Annotated in this window: 13 protein-coding genes and 1 pseudogene; 3 read left to right on the top strand and 11 right to left on the bottom strand. The window is 60.3% G+C overall.

Annotated elements, in window-relative coordinates:
- Nucleotides 1-7 precede the first annotated feature (7 nt).
- From BLT55_RS09145 to ribBA, 5 genes are all read right to left on the bottom strand, one after another.
- The gene (locus BLT55_RS09145; protein ID WP_055001363.1) at nucleotides 8-1162 is read right to left on the bottom strand and encodes an ABC transporter ATP-binding protein; all 1155 of its coding nucleotides are present in this window, start codon (nucleotides 1160-1162) and stop codon (nucleotides 8-10) included.
- Nucleotides 1159-1974 (bottom strand): ABC transporter permease, encoded by an 816-nt coding sequence (locus BLT55_RS09140; protein WP_055001364.1) that lies wholly within the window; start codon nucleotides 1972-1974, stop codon nucleotides 1159-1161. The genes BLT55_RS09145 and BLT55_RS09140 overlap by 4 nt, the downstream gene beginning before the upstream one ends.
- Before the next feature lie 6 nt (nucleotides 1975-1980).
- On the bottom strand, nucleotides 1981-2937 hold the full coding sequence (locus tag BLT55_RS09135; protein ID WP_074800327.1) for an ABC transporter permease: 957 nt from the start codon (nucleotides 2935-2937) through the stop codon (nucleotides 1981-1983).
- The gene (locus tag BLT55_RS09130; RefSeq protein WP_055001366.1) at nucleotides 2922-3947 is read right to left on the bottom strand and encodes an ABC transporter substrate-binding protein; all 1026 of its coding nucleotides are present in this window, start codon (nucleotides 3945-3947) and stop codon (nucleotides 2922-2924) included. Before BLT55_RS09130 ends, BLT55_RS09135 begins: the two co-directional genes overlap by 16 nt.
- Before the next feature lie 270 nt (nucleotides 3948-4217).
- A complete protein-coding gene (ribBA, locus tag BLT55_RS09125; protein ID WP_055001367.1) occupies nucleotides 4218-5327 on the bottom strand; it encodes a bifunctional 3,4-dihydroxy-2-butanone-4-phosphate synthase/GTP cyclohydrolase II in 1110 nt (369 codons plus the stop codon).
- A gap of 94 nt (nucleotides 5328-5421) precedes the next feature.
- Between ribBA and BLT55_RS09120 the strand changes: the two genes are divergently transcribed.
- The gene (locus tag BLT55_RS09120) at nucleotides 5422-5712 is read left to right on the top strand and encodes a DUF1330 domain-containing protein (protein ID WP_007251771.1); all 291 of its coding nucleotides are present in this window, start codon (nucleotides 5422-5424) and stop codon (nucleotides 5710-5712) included.
- A gap of 71 nt (nucleotides 5713-5783) precedes the next feature.
- Here the strand turns inward: BLT55_RS09120 and BLT55_RS09115 are convergent.
- The 6 genes and pseudogenes from BLT55_RS09115 to BLT55_RS09090 form a co-directional block, all read right to left on the bottom strand.
- Nucleotides 5784-6346: pseudogene (locus BLT55_RS09115) on the bottom strand (NUDIX hydrolase).
- Nucleotide 6347: 1 nt separating this feature from the next.
- The gene (locus tag BLT55_RS09110) at nucleotides 6348-7100 is read right to left on the bottom strand and encodes a GntR family transcriptional regulator (RefSeq protein WP_055001369.1); all 753 of its coding nucleotides are present in this window, start codon (nucleotides 7098-7100) and stop codon (nucleotides 6348-6350) included.
- Between the two features lie 205 nt (nucleotides 7101-7305).
- The gene (locus BLT55_RS09105) at nucleotides 7306-7791 is read right to left on the bottom strand and encodes a flavin reductase family protein (protein WP_054087566.1); all 486 of its coding nucleotides are present in this window, start codon (nucleotides 7789-7791) and stop codon (nucleotides 7306-7308) included.
- Nucleotides 7792-7804: 13 nt separating this feature from the next.
- Entirely contained in the window at nucleotides 7805-9286 is a 1482-nt protein-coding gene (locus BLT55_RS09100; protein ID WP_074800324.1) for an aldehyde dehydrogenase, read from the bottom strand.
- Nucleotides 9283-10116, bottom strand: a complete 834-nt coding sequence (locus BLT55_RS09095) for an alpha/beta fold hydrolase (protein WP_055001521.1) — start codon at nucleotides 10114-10116, stop codon at nucleotides 9283-9285. Before BLT55_RS09095 ends, BLT55_RS09100 begins: the two co-directional genes overlap by 4 nt.
- 33 nt (nucleotides 10117-10149) lie before the next feature.
- Complete coding sequence (locus tag BLT55_RS09090; protein WP_007251777.1) at nucleotides 10150-10740, bottom strand: amino acid synthesis family protein; 591 nt, start codon at nucleotides 10738-10740, stop codon at nucleotides 10150-10152.
- Nucleotides 10741-10998: 258 nt separating this feature from the next.
- Between BLT55_RS09090 and BLT55_RS09085 the strand changes: the two genes are divergently transcribed.
- Together BLT55_RS09085 and BLT55_RS09080 are read left to right on the top strand one after the other, a co-directional pair.
- Nucleotides 10999-12138 (top strand): glutathione-independent formaldehyde dehydrogenase, encoded by a 1140-nt coding sequence (locus BLT55_RS09085; protein WP_055001520.1) that lies wholly within the window; start codon nucleotides 10999-11001, stop codon nucleotides 12136-12138.
- A gap of 86 nt (nucleotides 12139-12224) precedes the next feature.
- The gene (locus tag BLT55_RS09080; protein WP_055001519.1) at nucleotides 12225-13085 is read left to right on the top strand and encodes an SDR family oxidoreductase; all 861 of its coding nucleotides are present in this window, start codon (nucleotides 12225-12227) and stop codon (nucleotides 13083-13085) included.
- Nucleotides 13086-13143 lie beyond the last annotated feature (58 nt).

Genomic DNA, 13143 nt, shown 5'->3' with positions numbered 1-13143 from the left:
CTCAGAATCAGTGCGCCCCGGCTGCTTTGTTCAGGTCGCTGTCGGTCCACTCGGTGTAGATACACGCATCGGCGGCGGCCCAGCGCACCCGCACCGGATCGCCGGCCTTGAGCGGCATGCCGGTGGCCGACAAGGCCTTGACGGTCATCGCCGTGCCACCGGTGGTCACCAACGAGCAGGTCTGGCTCTCACCGAGAAACAGCACTTCAGCGACATTCGCGCTGACTTCGTTCCAGCCGGCTTCCAGTGGCGTGGCGGCCGCCTGGGAAACGCTCAACGCTTGAGCCTTCTCCGGACGCACCATCAGCAGCACGTCTTGATCGGTATTGAGCCCCGACGTAAGGCGTATCGCCAGCGAACTGCCTTCGAACGCGGCCACGGCGTTGCCCTGTGCCTTGAGCTTGAGGAAGTTGGAGTTACCGAGAAACGAAGCCACAAAGGCGTTTGGCGGGTTCTGAAACAGGTCGTAACCGCTGCCCAGACCGACGATCTTGCCGTGGCTGAAAATCGCAATGCGCTGGGACAGGCGCATGGCTTCTTCCTGATCGTGGGTCACGTAAACAATGGTGATGCCCAGCCGACGGTGCAACTGACGGAGTTCATCCTGCAAGTCTTCGCGCAGTTTCTTGTCCAGTGCACCGAGTGGTTCATCCATCAGCAGGATGCGCGGTTCGTAGACCAGCGCTCGGGCAATGGCAACCCGTTGCTGCTGACCGCCGGACAATTGCGAAGGGCGGCGGTGAGCGAACTCTTCCAGTTGAACCAGCTTGAGCATCGCATCGACCTTTTTCTCGCGCTCGGCCGTCGGCAGCTTGCGGATCGCCAGCGGGAAGGCAATGTTGTCGCGAACCGACAGGTGCGGAAACAGCGAGTAGCGCTGGAACACCATGCCGATATCACGCTTGTGCGGCGGCACATTCACCAGCGACTTGCCGCCGACCAGAATCTCGCCTGAACTGGGGGTTTCGAAACCGGCCAGCATCGACAGCGTGGTGCTTTTGCCCGAGCCACTGGAGCCCAGAAAGGTCAGAAACTCGCCCTCCTGGATATCCAGAGAAATGTCGTCAACGGCGGCGAAGTTGCCGTAATGCTTGTTCAGGTTGCACAGCACGACCAGCGGTTTTTGCTGTGGCTGGGCGGGGTCTTTGATCACGGCACTCATGAAATACTCCTGGCTTCGTTGCGACGACGCAGGGTCGCAGCGATGAACATGATCACCACCGACAGCGCGATCAGCAGCGTTGAGGCGACAGCGATGACGGGCGTCAGGTCCTGACGCAGCGTGGTCCACATTTTCACGGGAAGGGTCTGCAGGGTCGGGCTGGCCATCATGACGCTCAGCACCACTTCGTCCCACGACACCAGAAACGCGAAAAGCGCGCCGGCCATCATGCCCGGCCGGATACCGGGGAAGGTTACCTTGTAGATCGCCTGCAAACGCGATGCGCCGCAGATCACCGCAGCATCCTCAATGGACTGATCGAAGAGCTTCAGCGAGTTGATGATCGAGATGATGGTGAACGGCAGGGCGACGATCACGTGGCTGACGACGAAGGAGAACAGCGTGCCGGTGTAACCGAGCTTGAGGAATAGCGCATACACCGCCACGGCGATGATCACCAACGGCACGATCATCGGCAGGGTGAACACACCGTACAGCATGTCACGCCCCGGAAACCGGCCGCGCACCAAGGCAAAGGCGGTCGGCAGGCCCAGTGCCACCGAGGCGATGGTGGTCAGTATCGCGACTTTGAGGCTGGACATCGCCGCCGCCATCCAGTCCGGGTTGGAAAAGAACTGCTGATACCACTTCAACGTCCAGCCAGGCGGCGGAAACACCAGCCACTGCGATGAGCCAAACGACAGCAGAATGATGAACAGGATCGGCAGCAGCAGAAACAGTGCGATCACCACCGTGGTCAGGTACAGGCCCGTACGCAGCCCCGGGCTCATGGCATTGGGTGTGAGGAGCATGGCGGTTTACCTCGCGTTACTGGCGCCGACCGGGGATTCCGGCTGGAGCTTCAGGTAGAAGTAGAACAGCACCAGCGTGATCAGCACCAGCAACGCAGCGGCGGCACTGGCCAGCCCCCAGTTGAGGAACGATTGCACCTGCTGAACGATGAACTCAGGCAGCATCATGTTCTGTGCGCCGCCCAGCAGCGCGGGCGTGACGTAGTAACCGAGCGACATGACAAACACCATCAGGCCTCCGGAAAACAGCCCCGGACGGCACAGCGGCAGAAACACCCGGAAAAAATTGCTCCACGGGCTTGCGCCGCAGATCGAACCGGCTTGCAACACCATCGGGTCGATGGCCTGCATGGTCGCCTGTAACGGCAGGACAATGAACGGAATCATGATGTAGCTCATGCCGATCACCACGCCGGTCAGGTTGTGGACCATTTCCAGCGGCTGATCAATGAGGCCCATGCCCATCAGCGCCTTGTTGATGACCCCGGAAGCCTGCAGCAATACCAGCCACGAATAGGTGCGGGCCAGCAGGCTGGTCCACATCGACAGCAGCACGATATTGAGAATCCAGCGTCCCCAGCCGCGTGGCACCAATGTAATTACCCAGGCCAGCGGGAAGCCCAGCAACAGGCTGAACAGCGTGACCAGCCCGGCAACCGAGAAGGTGTTCAGCAAGACTCTGGAGTAGGCCGAGTTAGCGAACAACTGCTCGTAGTTGCCCAGACCGGGCACGGGTTCAAGTACACCGCGCAGCAGCAAACCAATCAGCGGCGCAAAGAAAAACAGCCCTAGGAACAGCAGCGCCGGCAGCAGGTTGCGGCTGCCACGCCAGCGCTGTGCGAGGGATGGGGGTGACTGCATGCTCGTCGCCTTGTGGTGGGCCGCGCCAGCAGTGCTGTGCGCACCACCGGCCGGGTCGGGTTGACGAGGGACGGCAGCCGTCATTTTTACTTGACCAGCCATTCGTTCCACCGTGTCGCAATGTCCGCACCGTTCTTGGCCCAATAGGCGAAGTCGAGGGTGATCTGGTCGGCAACATGCGCGGTCGGCAGGTTAGGCGCCAGCGTGGAGTCCAGTCGCGCCACGCTCTGGGTGTTGACCGGCGCGTAGGCGCTGAGGTTGGAGAAGTCGGCCTGACCTTTGGCGCTGGTCGCATTGGCGATGAACTTCATCGCAGCGTCCTTGTTTTTTGCGCCTTTGGGCACCACCAGAAAATCAGCCATGACCAGGTTCTGCTTCCAGCTCACGCCCACCGGCGCGCCGTCCTGTTGCAGGGCGTAGACCCGGCCGTTCCACATCTGGCCCATCGACACTTCGCCAGAAGCCAGCAGTTGCTGCGATTGCGCACCGCCGCCCCACCAGACGATGTCTTTCTTGATGGTGTCGAGTTTCTTGAAGGCACGGTCCAGGTCCAGCGGGTAGAGTTTGTCGGGCGCTACGCCATCTGCCAGCAGGGCCAGCTCGAGTACGCCGGGGCTAGGCCATTTGTACAGGGCGCGTTTGCCGGGCCAGGTCTTGGTGTCGAACATGGCGGACCAATCGGCAGGCGGTTTGGCGCCTACTTTGCTCTCGTTGAAGCCGAGGACGAAGGAGAAGAAGAACGAGCCTGCGCCATGATCGGTGACAAAACGCTTGTCGATCTCGTCGCGCTTGATGGTCTTGAAATCGAGAGGCTCCAGCAGGCCTTCGCTGGCGGCGCGCAGGGCGAAGTCGGCTTCGACATCGACCACATCCCACTGCACGTTACCGCTTTCGACCATGGCCTTGAGTTTGCCGTAGTCAGTCGGGCCATCCTGCACCACGGTAATGCCGCTGGTTTTGCTGAAGGGTACTGCCCAGGCTTGTTTCTGGAAGTCCTGCGTGGAACCGCCCCAGCTCACGAAATTGACGCTTTCGGCAGCGATGGCGGCAACGCTCGACAAAGCCAGCATCCCAGCTGCCAAGACTGCCGTTGCACGTTTGTTAAACACCATGTTCACGCCCTCATTTGTTGTGTTTTTGAGCGGGCTTTTGTCGCCCGCTTAGTCGGGAGCAGTAGGTCCAGTGGGCCTCGAAACTTGAAACGGTCAGGTGCTTTTATTGATGCTGTCCCGTGCCGGGTGTACCTGACGAAAACTTACGGTTTATGGAATGTCATATTATGGTATTCCAAACTTTCTGCAAGGGTTTTGCCCTGTCAAAATGCCTTCATTCGATGCTTTTCAAGCGTGAAAGCCGAGGGTCAAAGGCCGTTCGTCACTGCATCAGCCGGGAAACGGAATGCTTTCAATCACTTCCAGATCGTAGCCGGTCAGGCCGGCGTATTTCAGCGGCGGGCCAAGGTGACGCAGCTTGCCGACGCCCAGGTCCTGCAAGATCTGCGCACCGGTACCGACTTCGGAATAGATGCGCGATTGCGAACGTGTATATTGCCGGGGCGGCTGAGTGAGTTGTGGAATGCGCTCCAGCAAGGCTTGGGAGGATTCGTGATTGGCCAGCACCACGACCACGCCGCGTCCTTCTTCGGCGACCCGTTGCAGAGCCGCCCATAACGTCCAGCTGGCGGGGCCGGTGTATTCTGCACCGACCAGGTCACGCAGTGGATCGACCACATGCACGCGCACCAGCGTGGGGTTGTCACGGCGAATCTCGCCCATCACCATGGCCATGTGCACGCCACCTTCGATGCGGTCTTCATAGCTGAACAGGCGGAAGGTGCCGTGCACCGTGGGCAGTTCGCGCTCACCGATTCTGACGATGGTGTGTTCGGTGCTCAGCCGGTAGTGAATCAGGTCGGCAATGGTGCCGATGCGAATACCGTGCTTTTCCGCGAACCGCTCCAGGTCCGGACGCCGCGCCATGCTGCCGTCGTCGTTCATGACTTCGACAATGACCGACGCGGGCGTAAAACCGGCCAGCCTTGCGAGATCGCAGCCTGCCTCGGTGTGACCGGCGCGAGTGAGGACGCCGCCGTCCCGCGCACGCAACGGGAAGATATGGCCTGGCTGCACGAGGTCTTCGGGAATTGCAGCCGGATTGACCGCTGCCTGCACCGTGCGGGCGCGATCCGCAGCGCTGATGCCGGTGGTCACGCCGGTGGTGGCCTCGATGGACACTGTGAAGGCGGTGGCGAATACGCTGCCGTTGCTCGGCACCATCTGTTCCAGGCCCAGACGCTGGCAATGCTCATCGGTCAGCGTCAGGCAGATCAGCCCGCGTGCCTCACGGGCCATGAAGCTGATGGCCTGCGCCGAACAGCAGTCGGCGGCCAGCAGCAGATCACCTTCGTTCTCCCGGTCTTCGTCGTCGACCAGCAAGACCATCTTGCCTTGGCGGTAGTCTTCAATAATGTCTTCGATGCGATCGAATGCCATGCTCGGGATCCCGGTTTAATGGATGACTAAATCGTGGTATACCATAAGACAGAATATTTCACAGATTCCCAATCAATGAAACAGTGAGATCGCGATGAAGGCCTATTGGATTGCGCACGTCGATGTGACCGACCCTCAGCAGTACAGCGAATATACCCAGCGTGCGCCAGCCGCTTTCCAGTTATATGGTGGGAAATTTCTCGCTCGCGGCGGTCGATCAGAAGCCATCGAGGGGCGAGCGACGCCGCAACGCACGGTGATTATCGAGTTTGAGTCCTATGAACAGGCGGTTGCCTGCTATCAGTCATCCGAATACCAGAACGCCATGAGCCATCGGCAGGGCGCGGCGAAGGCCGAAATTGTGATCGTGGAGGGCCAGCCGTAAGCCTCAAGCCAGAAGCAAAAGTACGTACGCCTCGGACCGCTTCGCTTGCAGCCAACCGCTTGAAGCTGCTCTCAGCGAATAAAGTGGACTTTGCCGGTGTCGTCATTGCCGATGTAGATGCCATACACACCGGCCTGGCGCTCTTCAATGTAGCGTTCCAGTATCTGGCGGATGGCGGGGTAGTAGATGCTGTCCCAGGGGATGTCTTCGGGGGCAAAGAATTTATAATCGAGGGTTTCCGGGCCGAACTGGCCAGTGATTTCCAGAGAAAGGCGCGGAACACGATGTACACCTCGCTGATGCGTGGCACGCTGAAAATCGAGTAGGGCGAGAGGATTTCAGCGCGCACGCCGCTCTCTTCCCAGACTTCACGCAAGGCCGCCTGCTCGGTGGTTTCGCCGCTTTCCATGAACCCGGCTGGCAGTGTCCAGGTGCCGGGACGTGGCGGGATGGCGCGCTGGCAGAGCAGATATTTGCCTTCCTGCTCGATGATGCAGCCCGCAATGATCTTCGGATTGACGTAGTGAACGTACTGACAACCGCCACAGATCAATCGCGCATGGGTGTCGCCGCTTGGGATGCGCTGAGCCAGGTCAGCGCCACCGCATTGAGGACAAAAACGCGGTGTGGCCATGTCAGCGACCTATGCGAGGCTCTTTGAGGACCACAGGCGCAACGATATCGCGGACTTTTGCGTCGTCATCCTGTTTGGATTTCAGGTATTCCAGCGCCACCCGCGCAGCGTTGCGCACGTGATCGACCGAGGCCTGATGCGCCGCCAGCGGGTCGCCGCTTTTGATCGCTTCGACGATCAGTTCCATTTCCTTGTTGCTGGCGTCGCGACGGTTTTCCTGAGAAACCGAGGTCGCCCGCAGGTAACTGATGCGCGCCTGCAACTGGCGCAACTGAGTGGCGGCAACCTGATTGCCCGAACCTTCCAGCAACACATCATAGAAGCCCTGTACCGAGTCGATCACCTGCTGCAACTCGCCTTCCTTGAGCGACTGACGATTCTCTTCCAGCGCCTTCTCCAGCGCTCGAATGTCCTTGGGTTTGGCGCGCAGGGTGAACAACTGAACGATCAGGCCCTCCAGCACGCAGCGCAGTTCGTAGATATCGCAGGCATCTTCGAGGGTAATGATGGCGACGCGTGGACCTTTGGCATCGGCAAACTCGACCAGGCCTTCGGATTCCAGATGGCGCAGCGCCTCGCGTACCGAGGTGCGGCTGACTCCCAGACGATCACACAGGTCCCGCTCGACCAGACGGTCCCCCGGCAGCAACTGGAAATTCATGATTGCGCTGCGCAGTTTGTCCAGCACGATCTCCCGCAGTGTGATCGGGTTGCGATTGACCTTGAAGTTGTCGTCGAGTGGCAGGCGTTTCATCGGGTGTGCTCGGTATTGGGCTGTCAATGTAAAAAGGCTGGCGGTGTAAAAAACATGACGGTAGACATGATCGTAACCAACGCCCTGCTCATGTCGTCAGCCCGCGAAACGCGCGGGCTGCTGCATGCCCCGGAGCTTTGAACCCGGGTCGCGGCCGAGTTTATCACGCCGATGCCTGCCACCACCAAAAGCCCCCGCCGCAGCCTCAGACGATCGGCGCAAGCGCCCCCATCTTGCCCCGGTGATAGATCATCGGGGTTACCGGGATCGCCGGCAGAATCAGGTTTTTCACCGCGCCGACGATGATCGCGTGATCACCGCCGTCATATTCGCGCCACAATTCGCACTCGATGATCGCCGTGGCCTTGTCCAGCAACGGGTTGCCCAGCGCGCTCAACTGCCATTCGATGCCCTTGGTCTTGTCTTTGCCCTTGCTGGCGAACGCGTAGGCCTCGACTTGCTGATCGGCAGACAACAGGTGAATCGCAAACTTCTTGCTGTCGCGCAGCACCGGATAAGTGTCGGACGCGTAGTTGGGGCAGAACAGCACCAGCGCCGGGTCAATGGACAGCGCACTGAACGCGCTGGCGGTGATGCCGACCAGATTGCCCTCGGGGTCCAGTGTGGTGACAATCGTCACGCCAGAAGGGAATGACGCCATGACTTCTTTGTAGATACTCGGTTCAATCATCGCAGTGGCCTCGTTAACGCATGACAAATGGATCAGGCATGGGCGCCTGCGAAAGGTTGATCCACACCGTTTTCAGTTCGGTGTAGGCCAGCACGGAGTCTATCCCGCTCTCGCGGCCGTAGCCGCTGTTTTTGAAACCGCCGATGGGCGCCATGGCCGATACGGCGCGATACGTGTTGACCCAGATGATACCGGAACGAATATTCCGAGCCAGCCGGTGGGCGCGGCCCAGGTCGCGGGTCCAGATTCCGGCGGCCAGGCCGAACTGCGAGTCGTTGGCAATCGCCAGTGCTTCGGCTTCGTCCTTGAACCTAATCACTGATGCCACAGGACCGAACACTTCTTCCTGCATGATCTTCATCGAGTTGTGGTCGCACTCGAACAGCGTCGGCTCATAAAACCAGCCTTTGCTGTCCAGTTCGGGCCGCTTGCCGCCCAGGCGCAGGCGCGCCCCTTCGGCTAGCGCGTCGGCCACCAGGCCTTCGACTACCGCCAGCTGTTGAGCGGTGGCCATCGGGCCCATTTCAGTGGTTTCGTCCTGAGGGTTGCCGATGCGGATCCGGCTCGCACGTTCGACCAGGCGCTCTACGAATTCGTCGTAGATGTCATCCTGCACCAACAGGCGCGAGCCGGACACACAGCTTTGCCCGGATGCGGCATAGATACCGGCGACTGCGCCGTTGATGGCACTGTCCAGGTCGGCGTCGGCAAAAATGATGTTGGGTGACTTGCCGCCCAGTTCCAGCGACAGCTTTGCAAAGTTTTCGGCGCTGCTGCGCACCACGTGACGTGCCGTGGCAGCGCCGCCGGTGAAGGCAATCTTGCGCACCAGCGGGTGGCGGGTCAGGGCTGCGCCGGTGGTGGGGCCGTAACCGGTGATGACGTTGACCACGCCGGGCGGAATGCCTGCTTCAAGCGCCAGTCGCGCCAGTTCCAGCACGGTGGCCGAGGCGTGTTCCGAAGGCTTGAGGACGATGGTGTTGCCTGCCGCCAGCGCCGGAGCGAGCTTGATGGCGGTCAGGTACAGCGGGCTGTTCCAGGGAATTATCCCGGCCACCACACCCATCGGTTCGTGCACGGTGTAGGCAAACAGGTCAGGCTTGTCGAGGGGCAGGGTGCCGCCTTCGAGTTTGTCAGCCAGCCCGGCGGTGTAGTGAAAGAACTCTGGCAGGTAACTGACCTGGCCACGGGTTTCACGAATCAGCTTGCCGTTGTCGCGGCTTTCCAGTTGTGCCAGTTGCTCCTTGTTCTCGGCGATCAGGTCACCCAGCCTGCGCAGCAGCTTGCCGCGTGCGGTGCCCGTCAGACCGCGCCATGCCGGGCTTTCGAAGGCTTTTTGCGCCGCTTGCACAGCGCGTTCGACGTCCGCTTCATCGGCGTCGGGCAATTGCGCCCAAGGTTCGGCCAGTGCCGGGTTGAGGCTGTCGAAGGTCTTGCCGGACAGCGCATCGACCCACTGGCCGTCGATGCACATCTGAAAGCGGGTAAGGCTCATGCAACGATCCCCTTTATCGAATTGTGAACGGACGCCGACTTGTCCAGAAAGTCGAGCAACACCTGGTTGACCAGGCGCGGAGACTCCACCGGCATCATGTGGCGCTGATCAGGCAGTATCGCAACTTCGGCACCGCGGATGCGCATGGCCAGTTCACGGGCCATTTCCGGTGTGGAGCCAGGGTCCAGCTCGCCAGTGGCGATCAATGTCGGTGCGCGAATATCGCCCAGATCCTCCGCGCGGTACATATCCTGAGTGGCAAACAGCTTGTACGTGGTCAGGTAGCCCTGCGGGTCGTTGCTGGCAAGATTTTGCCGGATGGCCGCGATCTGCGCCGGATTGGCCGCCTGATACTCGCGGCTGAACCAGCGTGACAAGGCCTCGGCGGCGTTGGCATCCGGACCGTGCTCGGCTGCTTGACTGGTGCGCTCGACGACGCGCGCGCGCTGTTCCGGGCTGCGATTGAAGACGCTGTTGAGAATGACCAGCCCCGAGAGGTGCTGGGGAAACTGCAGCGCGAATGCGCGTGCCACCAGCCCGCCCATCGAGAAGCCGATCACCGTTGCCTGCGTCAGGCCAAGGTGCGCCAGCAGCTCGCGCAATTGCTCGGCATAGCCTGGCAGGCCGGTGTCCGGATCGGGGCGCGGGCTGGCGCCATGCCCGAGCATGTCGTAGGCAATGACCTGATAATGCGGCGCCAGCCCTACGATCTGGCCGCCCCACATCTCTTTATTCAGGCCCACCCCGTGAATCAACACCACAGGGTGACCTTGGCCGGTAGCCAGATAGCTGGTACCCGCCGGGGTGCGTTCAGCGGTGAGCTGAGTCATGGATCGCTCCTGCGCAGAAAGTGATAGGGACGATTACTGCGCCTTTTCGGCAGCCAGTTCTTCCAGATCGAGGTAGCGATTGCCAATGCGCGGGTGCAGACGCCCGCCATTGGCAGCGCCCAGCACGACAATGATCTCGTCGGCGCGCGGCGCGTCTTCGATGTGCATTTCCAGGGTGATGTAGTGCGAACGCAGGCCTTCATCGTCCTTGTGCATCATCGGGATCTGAATGGAAGTGCCAGGGCCGCCGCGCTTGTTGGTGAAGCTCAGGTAGCTCTTGGCTTTTACCGCTTCGCGGTAGTGATTGCCGAAGCGCAGGGTGTGGATCACCGCCGAGGCGTGTTCGATTTCGCCGTCCGTACCAACCACCGCCGCCTTGCCGTAGGCCTCGATCCGGTCTGCACCGCCGATGGCATCGGTGAGGCGTTTGACCATCAGTTCACCCAGATCCGAGCAGTTGGCGCGAATTTCCGGCTTGAGATCCTCGACAAAGCCACGGCCCAGCCATGGGTTCTTGATCACGACCGCCAGGCCAACCATGGTGACCGGCTTGTCGGTGGCTTTGCCGCCTTCTATGAGGGTTTCTTCGGTGTAATTGACGATCTTGCGAATTTCAAAGCTCATGAACGACTCCAGGAGCAGCTACTTTGTATTTCGTATGATGGTATACCATAAGATTAGGCGTGCAAACGCTTATTTACGCGTGTATCCGTCAACTTGATTGCTCTTGAACCGCTGTGAAGTGTGGACTCCGTCTTCGTCGTCCATGACCGCTCGTCAGGTGTGCGGGCAATCGTTTTGAACATGCCAGTTCTCGTTGTGACAGACATTCGGTGAGCCGTAAAAAGCTGCAGCGAATTTTTAAGCTCAGGAGAGCCGGATATGAAAGCGATCGTCTATAGCGGTCCGCGTGACGTCAGTGTCAAGAACGTACCGGATGCGAAAATAGAGAAGCCGACAGACGCTCTGATCAGAGTGACTTCCACCAATATCTGTGGTTCGGACCTGCACATGTACGAAGGTCGGACCTCGTTCGAAACCGGGCGTATCTTTGGCCATGAGAACATGGGCCAGGTCATCGAGGTCGGCGCAGGTGTTGACCGCATCAAAGTGGGGGACTGGGTCTGCCTGCCGTTCAACATCGGTTGTGGTTTCTGCGAAAACTGCGAGAAAGGCCTGACCGGTTATTGCCTGACCGCCAACCCGGGCAGTGCTGGCGCAGCGTATGGCTTTGCCGACATGGGCGACCATGAAGGCGGCCAGGCCGAGCTGCTGCGCGTGCCGTACGCTGACTTCAATTGCCTGCTGCTGCCAGAAGATGCGTCCGAGCGCGAAGACGATTACGTCATGCTCTCGGATATCTTCCCGACCGGCTGGCATGCCACCGAGCTGGCGGGTTTGCTGCCGGGTGAAAGCGTGGCCATTTACGGCGCTGGGCCGGTTGGCCTGATGGCCGCGCACTCGGCAATGATCAAGGGCGCTTCGCAAGTGTTTGTGGTCGATAGCCACCCGGACCGTCTGGCCCTCGCGGCGAAGATGGGGGCGACGCCGATCAACTCGCTGGAGCAGGGCGCTGTGGATCAGATTCTCGACCTGACCAATGGCAAAGGCACCGATCGGGGTTGCGAGTGCGTCGGTTATCAGTGCTGTGACCGGCATGGTCACGAAGCCAATCACGTCACGATGAACAACCTCGTGGCCTCGACCAAGGCGACCGGGGGAATCGGCGTCGTAGGCGTGTTCGTGCCACAGGATCCGGGTGTTCACAACGACCTGGCGAAGGAAGGCAAGATGGCCTTCGACTTCGGCTCGTTCTGGTTCAAGGGCCAGCAGATCCGCACCGGCCAGGCCAACGTCAAGGCTTACAACCGTCGGTTGGCCGAGCTGATTCATCACGACCGTGCCAAGCCTTCGCAGATCATTTCCCACCGCCTGAAGCTGGAAGAAGGCCCGGCGGCCTATGGGCATTTCGATGCTCGTGATGAGGGCTGGACCAAAGTCGTGCTCAAGCCTGGCGCCTGATTGTCGCAGCCTGCACCAACCCCCTTGTCGGGCCCGGCCACAGTGCCGCCGACAAGGGTTGTTACCGTTCAAGGAGACGTATCCAGATGAATGAAGACTACCCAAAACCACCGTTTGCCAGTCAGCCGCAACAGGTTCCAGGCCTGCAGGGCAAAATGGACCCGTACCCGGATTGCGGCGAAAAGAGCTACAAGGGCTCTGGCCGCCTCAAAGACAAGATCGCACTGATTACCGGCGCTGACAGCGGCATTGGCCGCGCCGTGGCGATTGCCTTCGCTCGGGAAGGTGCGCAGGTCGCGATTTCGTACTTGGACGAGCACGAAGATGCTGAAGAAACCAAGCGTTGGGTCGAAGAGGCTGGCAGAAAATGCCTGTTGTTGCCGGGCGATCTGGCGCAGAAACAGCAATGCGAAGACATCGTCAGCAAGACGGTCGCCGAGTTTGGCCGTATCGACGTGCTGGTCAACAACGCCGCGTTCCAGATGAATCACGAAACGCTGGAAGAGATCTCCGACGAAGAGTGGGTCAAAACCTTCGATATCAACATCACCGCGATGTTTCGGATCTGCAAGGCTGCGGTTCCGCACATGCCACGTGGCGGATCGATCATCAACACCAGTTCGGTCAACTCGGACATGCCCAAGCCGACGCTGTTGCCTTACGCGACCACCAAAGGTGCGATTGCCAACTTCACCGGTGGCCTGGCGCAGTTACTGGGCGACAAGGGTATTCGCGTGAACAGCGTGGCACCCGGCCCGATCTGGACCCCGCTGATTCCAGCAACCATGACCGACGAAGACGTGAAAAGCTTCGGCGCCGAGACCCCGCTGGGCCGCCCCGGTCAGCCGGTCGAGGTTTCTCCGATCTATGTGCTGCTGGCCTCCGACGAAGCCAGTTACATCTCGGGTTCGCGTTATGGTGTGACGGGCGGCAAACCGATTCTGTAATGTGGTATGACCTGTCCGGTGTCCAGCGCGGGCACCTGACAGGGTGCGCCTCTCCCCG

The sequence above is a fragment of the Pseudomonas cannabina genome, assembly GCF_900100365.1.
In the GTDB taxonomy this organism is placed as follows: Bacteria; Pseudomonadota; Gammaproteobacteria; order Pseudomonadales; family Pseudomonadaceae; genus Aquipseudomonas; species Aquipseudomonas cannabina.
Note: the sequence above shows the minus strand (reverse complement) of the source record. Positions and strands in the feature narration are given on the sequence as shown.

What these genes read in the sequence shown, in the direction of transcription:
- BLT55_RS09145 (WP_055001363.1), bottom strand. Translation starts at nt 1,162, where the DNA reads ATGAGTGCCGTGATCAAAGACCCCGCCCAGCCACAGCAAAAACCGCTG.
- BLT55_RS09140 (WP_055001364.1), bottom strand. Translation starts at nt 1,974, where the DNA reads ATGCTCCTCACACCCAATGCCATGAGCCCGGGGCTGCGTACGGGCCTG.
- BLT55_RS09135 (WP_074800327.1), bottom strand. Translation starts at nt 2,937, where the DNA reads ATGGCTGGTCAAGTAAAAATGACGGCTGCCGTCCCTCGTCAACCCGAC.
- BLT55_RS09130 (WP_055001366.1), bottom strand. Translation starts at nt 3,947, where the DNA reads ATGGTGTTTAACAAACGTGCAACGGCAGTCTTGGCAGCTGGGATGCTG.
- ribBA (WP_055001367.1), bottom strand. Translation starts at nt 5,327, where the DNA reads ATGGCATTCGATCGCATCGAAGACATTATTGAAGACTACCGCCAAGGC.
- BLT55_RS09120 (WP_007251771.1), top strand. Translation starts at nt 5,422, where the DNA reads ATGAAGGCCTATTGGATTGCGCACGTCGATGTGACCGACCCTCAGCAG.
- BLT55_RS09110 (WP_055001369.1), bottom strand. Translation starts at nt 7,100, where the DNA reads ATGAAACGCCTGCCACTCGACGACAACTTCAAGGTCAATCGCAACCCG.
- BLT55_RS09105 (WP_054087566.1), bottom strand. Translation starts at nt 7,791, where the DNA reads ATGATTGAACCGAGTATCTACAAAGAAGTCATGGCGTCATTCCCTTCT.
- BLT55_RS09100 (WP_074800324.1), bottom strand. Translation starts at nt 9,286, where the DNA reads ATGAGCCTTACCCGCTTTCAGATGTGCATCGACGGCCAGTGGGTCGAT.
- BLT55_RS09095 (WP_055001521.1), bottom strand. Translation starts at nt 10,116, where the DNA reads ATGACTCAGCTCACCGCTGAACGCACCCCGGCGGGTACCAGCTATCTG.
- BLT55_RS09090 (WP_007251777.1), bottom strand. Translation starts at nt 10,740, where the DNA reads ATGAGCTTTGAAATTCGCAAGATCGTCAATTACACCGAAGAAACCCTC.
- BLT55_RS09085 (WP_055001520.1), top strand. Translation starts at nt 10,999, where the DNA reads ATGAAAGCGATCGTCTATAGCGGTCCGCGTGACGTCAGTGTCAAGAAC.
- BLT55_RS09080 (WP_055001519.1), top strand. Translation starts at nt 12,225, where the DNA reads ATGAATGAAGACTACCCAAAACCACCGTTTGCCAGTCAGCCGCAACAG.